General features: G+C 64.6%; 8 protein-coding genes. 7 read left to right on the top strand and 1 reads right to left on the bottom strand.

What is annotated here, in order from left to right; translation table 11 throughout:
- Positions 1–54: 54 nt before the first annotated feature.
- The gene (ppsR, locus tag JZZ72_RS13405) at positions 55–873 is read left to right on the top strand and encodes a posphoenolpyruvate synthetase regulatory kinase/phosphorylase PpsR (RefSeq protein ID WP_043864615.1); all 819 of its coding nucleotides are present in this window, start codon (positions 55–57) and stop codon (positions 871–873) included.
- A 90-nt stretch (positions 874–963) separates the two neighbouring features.
- On the opposite strand, the gene JZZ72_RS13400 is transcribed toward ppsR, so the two are convergent.
- The gene (locus JZZ72_RS13400) at positions 964–5,829 is read right to left on the bottom strand and encodes an NAD-glutamate dehydrogenase (RefSeq protein WP_116055061.1); all 4,866 of its coding nucleotides are present in this window, start codon (positions 5,827–5,829) and stop codon (positions 964–966) included.
- A gap of 248 nt (positions 5,830–6,077) precedes the next feature.
- On the opposite strand from JZZ72_RS13400, the gene JZZ72_RS13395 reads away from it, so the two are divergent.
- The 6 genes from JZZ72_RS13395 (at position 6,078) to JZZ72_RS13370 (ending at position 11,853) form a co-directional block, all read left to right on the top strand.
- On the top strand, positions 6,078–6,431 hold the full coding sequence (locus JZZ72_RS13395) for a hypothetical protein (RefSeq protein WP_043864617.1): 354 nt from the start codon (positions 6,078–6,080) through the stop codon (positions 6,429–6,431).
- 18 nt (positions 6,432–6,449) lie between these two features.
- Complete coding sequence (locus tag JZZ72_RS13390) at positions 6,450–7,217, top strand: amidohydrolase family protein (RefSeq protein WP_210014554.1); 768 nt, start codon at positions 6,450–6,452, stop codon at positions 7,215–7,217.
- Between the two features lie 56 nt (positions 7,218–7,273).
- Positions 7,274–7,984, top strand: a complete 711-nt coding sequence (locus JZZ72_RS13385; protein ID WP_078479584.1) for a FadR/GntR family transcriptional regulator — start codon at positions 7,274–7,276, stop codon at positions 7,982–7,984.
- 97 nt (positions 7,985–8,081) lie between these two features.
- Positions 8,082–9,275 (top strand): L-2-hydroxyglutarate oxidase, encoded by a 1,194-nt coding sequence (gene lhgO, locus JZZ72_RS13380; RefSeq protein WP_043864620.1) that lies wholly within the window; start codon positions 8,082–8,084, stop codon positions 9,273–9,275.
- Positions 9,276–9,344: 69 nt separating this feature from the next.
- A complete protein-coding gene (locus JZZ72_RS13375) occupies positions 9,345–10,673 on the top strand; it encodes an MFS transporter (protein ID WP_043864621.1) in 1,329 nt (442 codons plus the stop codon).
- 220 nt (positions 10,674–10,893) lie between these two features.
- Complete coding sequence (locus JZZ72_RS13370) at positions 10,894–11,853, top strand: AAA family ATPase (RefSeq protein WP_043864622.1); 960 nt, start codon at positions 10,894–10,896, stop codon at positions 11,851–11,853.
- The last annotated feature ends 1 nt before the right edge of the window (position 11,854 follow it).

The following is an 11,854-nucleotide window of genomic DNA, read 5'->3' as shown; positions in this document are numbered from 1 at the left end:
AAACCGAACGTATCATATCCAAGAATCGTCACCAGCTTAAGGCCCAAGGCGCAAATGAAACGATCTGCTTTCTTTATTTCCGACGGCACCGGCATCACTGCCGAAACGCTGGGACAAAGCTTGTTGGCACAATTCGAGAGCATCGGGTTCAACAAGTTCACGCGACCGTACATCGACACCGTGGACAAAGCGCGCACCATGGTACAGCAAATCAATACCGCCGCAGAACGCGACGGCGTGCGCCCGATCATCTTCGATACCATCGTCAACCAGGATATCCGCGAGATCCTGGCCACCTCCAACGGCTTCATGATCGACATCTTCTCGACCTTCCTGGCGCCGCTGGAACAGGAGCTGACCGCCCATTCGTCGTATTCGGTGGGCAAATCGCACTCGATCGGCGGCAACTCCAACTACATGGAGCGCATCGAGGCGGTGAACTTCGCCCTGGACAACGACGACGGTGCGCGCACCCACTACTACGACAAGGCCGACCTGATCCTGGTGGGCGTATCGCGCTGCGGCAAGACCCCCACCTGCCTGTACATGGCCATGCAGTTCGGCATTCGCGCAGCCAACTACCCGCTGACCGAAGACGACATGGAGCGCCTGCAGTTGCCACCGGCCTTGAAGAACCACCAGCACAAGCTGTTCGGCCTGACCATCGACCCCGACCGCCTCACTGCCATTCGCCACGAGCGCAAGCCCAACAGCCGCTACGCCAGCTTTGCCCAGTGCGAGTTCGAGGTGCGCGAAGTGGAGAACCTGTTCCGGCGCGAGAACATTCCCAACATCAACTCCACGCATTTTTCGGTGGAAGAGATATCCGCCAAGATCCTGGTGGAGAAAGGCGTGGAGCGGCGCTTCAAGTAAGCCGCCCGGCCGGCCTTGCCGGCGCAACGGCCCACCCCACCAAAAGAAAGCCCCGGCACAGGCCGGGGCTTCTTTTTACCTGCTACACACTCACGACGGCACCGCCGCCGACTGCCCGCTCAGCGCCAGGTCAACCAGCTCGCGGTTGGCCACCGCATACATGGCGTAATCGGTGCCGGTGGCCGCACGCAGCTCATCGAGCATCGCGCGCCAGCGCTCCACCATCACCGCATGCTGCGCCAGCCACAAGGCAACCCGCGCATCCATGTCGGCAGGCGCATCGACCATCTGCAACACGGAGATGGTGATGGCGCGCTGCTGCAGGTCGATGTCATCGCGAAACGCTTCACGTGCCAGTGCCTGCCAGTTGTTCTCCACCGGCAGGTTGCTGATTTCCTGCAGGTACCAGGTCAGGTCCAGCGCGCTGCCCACGGCGAAGAACGCCTTGGCCACCTCGGCCGGGTCCTGGCCGGTCACATCGGAGGCCTCGATGATCGGCAACAGGGTGTACAGGTGCGTAGTGCCAGCCACCATGCGCGCCAGCAGCTCCGGCACGCCGGCTTCGACGAAGCCCTGGTAGCGGGTCATCCAGCGCTCGCGGGTCGGCCCCTCCAGCAGTTCGTCCAGCTTGAGCCCCAGCGCCGCGATCTTGGGCCCGAAGTGGGCCACGTCACGCCCGGCATCCTGCTCGTTGCGACGGCTGCGCAGGAACCAGCGGGTGGCCCGGCGGCCCAGGCGCATCAGCTCGTCCATCAGCGTCAGCTGCACTTCGGCGGGCACCAGGTAGTCCAGCGCCTCGATCTGGCGGAACCAGTGCGGCAGGTGGAAGATGTCGCGCACGATCACGTAGGCACCGGCCACGTTCGCCGGGCTCATGCCCGTGGACTCCTTGAGCCGCTGCACGAAGGTGATGCCCATGTTGTTGACCAGGTCGTTGGCGATCTGGGTGCTGACGATCTCGCGCTTGAGGCGATGGCGACGCATGGCCTCGGCGAACTTGTTCACCAGCGACGGCGGGAAGGCCGTCTCCATGTCGCGGGTCAGATAGTCGTCATCCGGCACCAGCGACTGCAGCAGGGCTTCCTTGAGGTCGATCTTGCTGTACGAGATCAGCACCGACAGCTCGGCCCGGGTCAAGCCCTGGTTGGCCGCAATGCGCTCGGCCAGTTGCTCTTCTGTAGGCAGGAACTCGATGGCCCGGTCCAGCTTGCCGCGACTTTCCAGGTCGGCCATCAGGCGCTTGTACTCGGAAATCCGCTCACGCGCCCGGCGCGCCGCCAGCGACAGTGCCTGGGTCTGCTTGTAGTTGTTGCCCAGCACCAGCGCAGACACTTCGTCGGTCATGCTGCCCAGCAACTGGTTGCGCTGCTTCTCGGTCATGTCACCGGCCTGCACCACCTCGTTGAGCAGGATCTTGATGTTGACCTCGTGGTCGGAGCAGTCCACGCCACCGGCGTTGTCGATGAAGTCGGTGTTGGTCGCGCCGCCGTTGAGGCCGAACTCGACCCGACCCAGCTGGGTCATGCCCAGGTTGCCGCCCTCGCCCACCACCTTGCAGCGCAGCTCGTTGCCGTCCACGCGCAACGCGTCGTTGGCTTTGTCGCCCACATCGGCGTGGCTCTCTTCGCTGGACTTGACGTAGGTGCCGATACCGCCGTTCCACAGCAGGTCGACCGGCGCCTTGAGCAGCGCATTGAGCAGCTCGGTCGGGGTCAGCTTGTCGGCCTCGATGGCAAAGCGTTCCTTCATCTGCGGGCTGATGGCGATGCTCTTGGCACTGCGCGAGAAGATCCCGCCACCTTCGGACATGATGCTGGTGTCGTAGTCGCTCCAGGCCGACCGCGGCAGGTCGAACAGGCGCTTGCGCTCGGCAAAGCTGCTGGCAGGCTCCGGGTTCGGGTCGATGAAGATATGCAGGTGGTTGAAGGCGGCCACCAGTTGCAGCTTGTCTGACATCAGCAGGCCGTTGCCGAACACGTCGCCGGCCATGTCGCCCACACCGACCACGGTGATCGGGTCCTGCTGCACGTTGATGCCACGCTCGCGGAAATGGCGCTGCACGCCAACCCACGCACCACGGGCGGTAATCCCCATCTTCTTGTGGTCGTAGCCGGCCGAACCGCCCGAGGCAAAGGCGTCGCCCAGCCAGAAGCCGTAGTCGATGGCGATGCCGTTGGCGATGTCCGAGAAGGTCGCGGTGCCCTTGTCGGCCGCCACCACCAGGTACGGGTCGTCATCGTCGTGACGCACCACGTTGACCGGCGGCACCAGCACGCCATCCTTGAGGTTGTCGGTAATGTCCAGCAGGCCGGAAATGAAGATGCGGTAGCAGGCGATGCCTTCGGCCTGGATATCGTCGCGGCTGCCGCCCAGCGGCAGCCGGCGCGGCAGGAAGCCACCCTTGGCACCTACCGGCACGATCACCGAGTTCTTCACCTGCTGCGCCTTCACCAGGCCCAGCACTTCGGTGCGGAAGTCCTCTTCGCGGTCCGACCAGCGCAGCCCGCCGCGTGCCACGTTGCCAAAGCGCAGGTGCACGCCCTCGACCCGCGGCGAATACACGAAGATCTCGAACTTGGGCACCGGCTTGGGCAGCTCGGGAATCAGCCTTGGGTTGAACTTGAAGCTGAAGTACGACTTGGCCTGGCCATTGGCGTCGGTCTGGTAGAAGTTGGTGCGCAGGGTGGCCTTGATCAGGTCCAGGTAGCGACGCAGGATGCGGTCTTCGTTGAGCACCTGCACGTCGTCCAGCGCGGTCAGGATCGCCTGTTCCAGGCGTTGCTGCTTGTCGTCCAGGTCATCCCCGGCCAGCTTGCGCGCCAGGTAGAAGCGGGTCTTGAACAGCCGGGTCAGCTCGCGGGCGATGTCGGTATGGTTGTTCAGGGTGCTGGCGATGTAGCCCAGGTCGAAGCCCAGGCGAATCTGCTTGAGGTAGCGGGCATAGGCGCGCAGCAGCGCCACGTCGCGCCACGGCAGGCCGGCGGTCAGTACCAGACGGTTGAACGCATCGTTTTCGGCGTCGCCGTTGACGATGTGCACGAAGGCGTCCTGCAGGGTGTCGTTGAGCTGCTGGATATCCAGGTTCAGGCCTTCGCTGTAGGTGAAGGCAAAGTCATGAATCCAGAACTCGCGGCCATTGCTGTGGCGAAGACGGTACGGGAACTCGCCCAGTACGCGCAGGCCCAGGTTTTCCAGGATCGGCAGCACGTCCGACAGCGCCAGCGGGGTGTCGGCGTGGTACAGCTTGCAGTGCAGTTGCTGTTTGCCGGCCTGGGTCAGCGGCTGGTAGAAGCTCATCACCAACGGCTTGCTGTCGGACAGGGTCAGCAGGTGCTGCATGTCCACCACCGCCGAATGCGCGGCAAAGCGCTCGCGGTAGCCGGCCGGGAAGCCTTTGGGGAAGTCGGCCAGCACATTGGTGCCCTGGGCCTCGCCGAAGCTCTCGACGGTCAGGCTGGCATAGTCGTCCTGCCACGAACGGCAGGCCTGCACCACTTCGTTTTCCAGCTGCTGGGGGTCGATGTCGATGCGGTTTTTCGGGTCGACTCGCAGAATCAGTTGCACGCGGGCCAGCACCGACTCGGAGAAGAAGGTCCAGAACTCGCAGTCGCTGGCCTTCAGGCGCTCCATCAGCACCTGCTGGATCTTCTGGCGCACCTCGGTGGAATAGATGTCGCGCGGCACATAGGCCAGGCAGTAGCAGAAGCGCCCGTAGGGGTCCTTGCGCAGGAACACGCGAATCTTGTTGCGCTCCTGGATCTGCACGATCGACATCACGGTGCTGAACAGCTCATCCACCGGGGTCTGGAACAGGTCGTCGCGCGGCAGCACCTCAAGTACCTGGGCCAGCTCCTTGCCCAGGTGGGCCTTGGCGTCGAAGCCCGAACGGCGCTCCACTTCGGCGACCTTGCCGCGAATGTACGGGATCACCCGCACACTTTCGCCATACACCGACGAGGTGTACAGGCCCATGAAGCGGCATTCCTTGATCACCTTGCCGTCGGCGTCCAGCTGGCGGATCGACACGTAGTCCGGGTAGGCCGGGCGGTGCACGCGGCTGGGGTGCGCGGCCTTGGCGAACGACAGCAGCAGCGGCTCGTTGAGGTAATTGACGGCGTAGTCTTCGATGCGCAGGTCGTCGGCGCTGAGGCCGCTGCGCAGGCGGCGGGTCAGGCCGAGGAAGGACTGCTCGTCATACTCCAGCTGGCCGCCCTGGGCGTCGGCCTTGACCACGAACTCTTCGTAGCCCAGGAAGGTGAAATGGTTGCTCACCAGCCATTGCAGGAAGCTCTTGACCTCGTCCTTCTCGGCAGCGGCCGGGGCGTAGGCCGTGTGGTCGATCAGCTCGAGCAGCTCGCGCACCTTGGCCTTCATCGGCTCGAAATCGGCCACCACCACGCGCACTTCGGCCAGCACCTGCTCCAACTCGCGGGCCAGCAGGTTGAGCTCGGCGGCATTGGCGCAGCGGTCGATCTCCAGGTACATCAGCGATTCCTGCAGGATGCCCTCACCCTGGGTGCCCTTGGGCAGAATCTCCAGCAGCTCGCCCTTGGCCCCGCGACGCACGCTGAGCACGGTGGTCTGCAGGGTATGGATGCTGTAGCCGCGGCGGTTGAGCTCGGTACGCACCGAGTCGACCAGAAACGGCAGGTCATGGTGCAGCACTTCCACGGCCGTGTGGGTGGACTGCCAGCCGTGGCGTTCGTAATCGGGGTTGTAGACCCGAACCTGGGGTTCGGTGTGGTCGAAGCGTTCGATGATGCGCCAGGCCGAGAGGGTGCAGCCGGCCAGGTCGGAGAGGCGACGCTGGGTCAATTCGTCAAGAGAGATGATGCCAAAGAACTGCTCGGCAAACAGCGCCACTTGTGGCAGTGCCTGTTCCCCGATGTGCTGCGCCAGGGCCGCCTGCAGTTGATGCTGGAAGTCGGCTTTGCTGGCTGCGGTGAAAAACGCCATCTGTGGTACTCCGCTTGGGCTTGTTATTGAGTGAAGCGTCGCGCACATGCCGTCATGCTCGGATCAACCATAGCCAACCACACGCTGGGTGTCGTCGGGTTGTCCATCGACAGGGCAGCTTAACGACTGGCCGGTCACCCCTGCTTGCGATGCTGCGACATATTCGGTCAATCAGCGGCAGGCGGCGATTTATCCATTGACCGAAGACTGGCACACTCGCGTTTCACTTCTTGACCACCGAGCCGTCCATGCAACTGACCACCCCCCTGCTCTTCGCCACCCCCTGCGATGATGAAGAAGACAACATGGCCACCCTGTGCTGCCACAGCGACAAGGGCCAGATGTTCCTCATGACCCGCTACCCGGACGAAGACACGGTGGACATCACCCTGGATGACGAACCGAGCACACTGGACGGCATCAAGGTCACCCTCAGTGCCAGGCGCCTGCTGATCGAAGTGGCACCGGGAGACGCCGACGTGTTCAACGGCGCCGATCATCTGGAAATCACCCTCAGCAGCGACGGCACCGACCTCGCCGAAGTCGAGCAGACCCTGCAGAACATCCTCAAGGGCACCGGCACCTACGTCAGCGAGCTGTAACCCCGTCAAGGAGCCCCCATGCCCCAGCCGATCTTCGACGCCCACTGCCACATCATCGACCCGCGCTTCGCGCTGGTGCCCAACAACGGCTACCTGCCCGAGGCCTTCACCACCGAGGACTACCTGGCGGCCGTCACGCCGCTGGGCATCTGCGGCGGCGCGGTGGTGTCGGGTTCGTTCCAGGCCTTCGACCAGGGCTACCTGCTGGCCGCCTTGAAACAGCTGGGCCCAGGCTACGTGGGGGTGACCCAGGTGCCGGCCGGCATCAGCGATGCCGAGCTGCTCGCGCTGGATGCCGCCGGCGTGCGTGCACTGCGCTTCAACCTCAAGCGCGGCGGCTCGGCGCAGGCCGATCAGCTCGAAGCCATGGCCCTGCGCGTGTTCGAACTGGCCGGCTGGAACGTCGAGCTGTACGTCGATTCGCGCGAGCTGGGCGAGCTGACCCCGCTGCTGCGCCGCTTGCCGGCGGTAAGCATCGATCACCTGGGCCTGCGCCGCGACGGCCTGCCGGCGCTGCTGCAACTGGCCGAGGCAGGTGTGCGCATCAAGGCCTGCGGCTTTGGCCGGGTCGATTTCGATGTGGCCGCTGCCTTGCGCGACATCGATGCCGCCAACCCCCACGCCCTGATGTTCGGCAGCGACCTGCCCTCCACCCGCGCACCGCGCCCGTTCGACCCGGCCGATATCCAGCTGATCCGCCACACGCTGGGCAGCGCCAGTGTCGAGCGCGTGCTGTGGGGTAACGCACGGGCGTTCTATCGCCTGCAACCCCAGGCACATTCTTGACAACATGCGGCTGCACGGGCATTGTCTGACAACCTGACCTACTGGCTTTATCCTTCATGCTCGAGCTTCAACGCCCCGACACCCTGGTGGAACGCGTCGTCAGCGCCATCCGCACCGAGATCGACTCGGGGCGCCTGGCTGCCGAAGCACGCCTGCCCACCGAGCAGCAACTGGCCGAACAGCTGAATGTCAGCCGCTCGGTGGTGCGCGAGGCGATCTCCCAGCTCAAGGCCGATGGCGTACTGATCGCCCGGCGCGGGCTGGGCTCGTACATTTCGCAGAATCCGACCGGCACGGTGTTCCGCTTCCCCAGCAACAACGGGCGCAGTGCCGACCTGGTGCAGATGTTCGAAGTGCGCCTGTGGATCGAAACCCAGGCCGCTTCGATTGCCGCCCAGCGCCGCGACCAGGCAGACCTGGCGCGCATGGCCAAGGCCCTGCAGGAAATGATCGACAAGCGCAGCCAGTTCGACGTGGCGGCGGCTGCCGACGTGGAGTTTCACCGCGCAATTGCCGAAGCCAGCAAGAACGACTACTTCGTCGCCTTCCATGACTTTCTGCGCGGCCAGCTGGCTGCCGCGCGCAAGACCGCGTGGGAGAACTCGGCGGCGCATTCGGTGGGCGGCTCGGCCGACGCCAATCGCGAACACCAGGCGCTGTACCAGGCGATTGCCGACGGTGACCGCCACCGCGCCGCGGCCTGCGCCGAAGCGCACCTGCGGGCCTCGGCCAAGCGCCTGAAGCTGGACCTGCCAGCCATGGAATGAACATCACGTGACGGGCGCTGCGGGTCAGCGCCTTTTTCTTCGCACTACTTAGTCTGACAACCTGATAACCAGATAAGAATACCAAGGTGACCCCTGCATGATTTACGACTACTGCATCATCGGCGGCGGCATCGTCGGCCTCGCCACCGCCATGGCGCTGCTCAAGCGCCAGCCTGGCGCCTCGCTGGTCATCCTGGAGAAGGAAACCACACTGGCCCGGCACCAGACCGGCCATAACAGCGGGGTCATCCACGCCGGCATCTACTACGCACCCGGCAGCCTCAAGGCCGACCTGTGCAAGCGCGGCGCCCAGGCCACCAAGGACTTCTGCGACACCCACGCCATCAAGTACGAGGTGTGCGGCAAGCTGCTGGTGGCGTCCAACCCGCTCGAGGTGCAACGCATGCAGGCGCTGTACGAGCGCTCGCAACAGAACGGGCTGAAGGTCGAGCGCCTGGATGCCGCCGAACTGCGCCGTCGTGAGCCGAACATCGTCGGCCTGGGCGGGCTGTTCCTCGATGCCACCGGCATCGTCGACTACAAGCAGGTGTGCCAGGCCATGGCCAAGGTCATCCAGGCCGCCGGCGGCGAGATCTGCCTGGACACCCGCGTGGCGGCGATCGCCGAAAGCGGCGACAGCGTCACCATCAGCAGCGAAGACCGCGTATGGCGCGCCAGGCAGCTGGTCGCCTGCGCCGGCCTGCAGTCGGACCGCCTGGCGGCGCTGGCCGGGGTCAGGATCGACCACCAGATCATCCCGTTTCGCGGCGAATACTTCCGCCTGCCAGCCACCAAGAACCAGATCGTCAATCACCTGATCTACCCGATCCCCGACCCGGAGCTGCCGTTTCTGGGCGTGCACCTCACCCGCATGATCGACGGCAGCGTCACTGTCGGGCCGAATGCGGTGCTGGGCCTGGGCCGCGAGAACTACGGCAAGTTCTCGATCAACTGGCGCGACGTGGCGCAGTACGCCAGCTTCCCCGGCTTCTGGAAAACCCTGTGGAACAACCTCGGTTCGGGCACCACCGAGATGAAGAACTCGCTGTTCAAGCGCGGCTACCTGGAACAGTGCCGCAAATACTGCCCTTCGCTCGAGGTCGACGACCTGCTGCCCTACGAGGCGGGCATCCGCGCCCAGGCGGTGATGCGTGACGGCACCCTGGTGCACGACTTCCTGTTCGCCGAGACCCCGCGCATGGTCCACGTGTGCAACGCACCGTCGCCGGCAGCCACCTCGGCCATCCCGATCGGCGAAATGATCGCCGACCGCCTGCTCACACCACGCTGATCCGCATTGCTGCACGGGCGCCCGCCGCCCGCTTGAAAATAACTACAAAGACCAACAAGGAATCTCTCGATGTCGGTACATGAAGCGGTCACCACCGCAACCGAAACCCCGGAACAGAACAGGAAGCGCCTGCGCAAGGTCGCGGCGGCCACCATCTTCGGCTCGATGCTGGAGTGGTACGACTTCTACCTGTACGCCACCATGGCGGCCATCGTGTTCTCGAAGATCTTCTTCGACGCCAGCAACCCTCAGGTTGCCTCGCTGCTGGCCTTCTCCACCTTTGCCATCGGCTTTATCGCCCGCCCGTTCGGCGGCGTGCTGTTCGGCTACCTGGGCGACCGTTTCGGGCGCAAGCAGGTACTGGTGGTGACCTTCTGCATGATGGGCCTGTGCACCACGCTGATCGGCCTGATCCCCAGCTACGCCAGCATTGGCATCTGGGCGCCGATCATCCTGGTGCTGGTGCGCATCATCCAGGGCCTGGGCGCGGGCGCCGAGCTGTCCGCCGCGGCCGTGACCAGCTACGAACATGCCAGCGAAGGCAAGCGCGGCAGTCAGGGGGCCTGGCCTGCGCTGGGGCTCAACCTGGGCCTGCTGCTGTCGTCGCTGACCGTGTACCTGCTGACCATGAACGGCAACGACTTCCTGCTCTCGGGCGGCTGGCGCATCCCGTTCATCTGCAGCATCGTGCTGGTGGGCGTGGGCTTCTGGGTACGCCGCAGCATTCCGGAAACCCCGCAGTTCGCCGAACTCGAGCAGGCGCCGAAAAAAGCCAAGGTGTCGCCGCTCAAGGCGCTGTTCAAGAACGACCTCAAGGGCCTGGCCGTGGTGTTCTTCGTGGCCATCGGCTACAACGCCCTGAGCTATATCTTCAAGACCTTCTCGCTGGCCTACCTGACCCAGTTCAAGGGTGTGGAGGCCCACGTGACTTCGCTGTCGGTGACCATTGCCAGCCTGGTGGCGATCGTGGCGGTGCCATGCTTCGGCTGGTTGTGCGACAAATGGAGCAGCAAGGCCGTGCTGATCATGGGCGGTCTGTTCTCGGTACTGTTCGCGTACCCGTTCATGGCCCTGCTCAACACCGCCGAGCCGCTGATGATCTACATCGCCATCGCCATTGGTACCGGCCTGCTGGCGCCGATGATGTTCGCCCCGCAGGGTTCGTTCCTCAGCCGCCAGTTCCCCACGGCCACGCGCTCATCGGGCTTTGGCACCGGGCGCGAGATCGGCACCGCGGTGGCCGGTGGCCTGGCGCCACTGGGCGGCCTGGCACTGGTGGCCAGCTCGCCGACCCATTCGACCGACGGCGTGGTGGCGATCCTGGCGATTGCCGCAGTGTTCGTGGTGGTGTTCGCCCTGTGTGACCAGGGGCGCAAGCACTCCAGCTTCAAGAACTGACTCGCCTGGCTAATCATCGCGGGTCAAGCCCGCTCCCACAAGAACAGCGCCGACCTTGTGGGAGCGGGCTTGACCCGCGATGGCGGCACCGATGATTTGTGATCTGCGCTCAAATTTACCCACCCACCATTAGTCGCCGCACCCCCGGATGGATTAAAGTATCAGCCCCTGCCCGGGCGTTGTTGCCCTCCCCCCGGGCGCACGCCCAGGAACCGTCCCGATGGAACATCGTGAAGCGCTCATCGCGCTGCGCACCTTTCTCTCCACCCAGATTCTTGGCCAGGAAAAACTGGTCGAGCGCCTGCTCATCGTGCTGCTCGCCGATGGTCATATGCTGGTGGAGGGTGCGCCGGGCCTGGCCAAGACCAAGGCCATCAAGGAACTCGCCGAAGGCGTCGAGGCGCAGTTCCACCGCATCCAGTTCACCCCCGACCTGCTGCCCGCCGACATCACCGGCACCGAAATCTATCGCCCTGAAACCGGCAGCTTCGTGTTCCAGCAGGGTCCGATCTTCCACAACCTGGTGCTGGCCGACGAAATCAACCGCGCCCCGGCCAAGGTCCAGTCGGCCCTGCTCGAGGCCATGGCCGAGCGCCAGGTCAGCGTGGGGCGCAGCACCTACGAGCTGTCGCCCCTGTTCCTGGTGATGGCCACGCAGAACCCCATCGAGCAGGAAGGCACCTACCCGCTGCCCGAAGCCCAGCTCGACCGTTTCCTGATGCACGTGAAAATTGGCTTTCCCGATGCCGCCGTGGAGCGGCGCATTCTGCAGCAGGCGCGCGGCGAGGCGCTCAACGGCGAAACCAAGCCCGAACGCCGGGTCAGCCAGCAGGCGATCTTCGCCGCACGCAAGGAGATCCTCGGCCTGTACATGGCCGACGCAGTGGAGGAGTACCTGGTGCAACTGGTGATGGCCACCCGCACCGGTGCCAAGTACGACGCCGAACTCGGCGACTGGATCGCCTACGGCGCCAGCCCGCGGGGCTCCATTGCCCTGGACCGCTGCGCACGCGCCCACGCCTGGCTGGCCGGACGCGACTTCGTGAGCCCCGAAGACATCCAGGCGGTGCTGTTCGACGTGCTGCGCCACCGCATCATTCTTTCGTTCGAGGCCGAAGCGGCCGGTATCGACCAGGACCGGGTGATCCAGCGCATCCTCGACGTCGTCGCCGTGGCCTGAA

Origin of the sequence: Pseudomonas palmensis (assembly GCF_017848315.1) — a bacterium.
GTDB classification, from domain to species: Bacteria; Pseudomonadota; Gammaproteobacteria; order Pseudomonadales; family Pseudomonadaceae; genus Aquipseudomonas; species Aquipseudomonas palmensis.
This window is presented reverse-complemented; position numbering and strand designations above follow the sequence as displayed.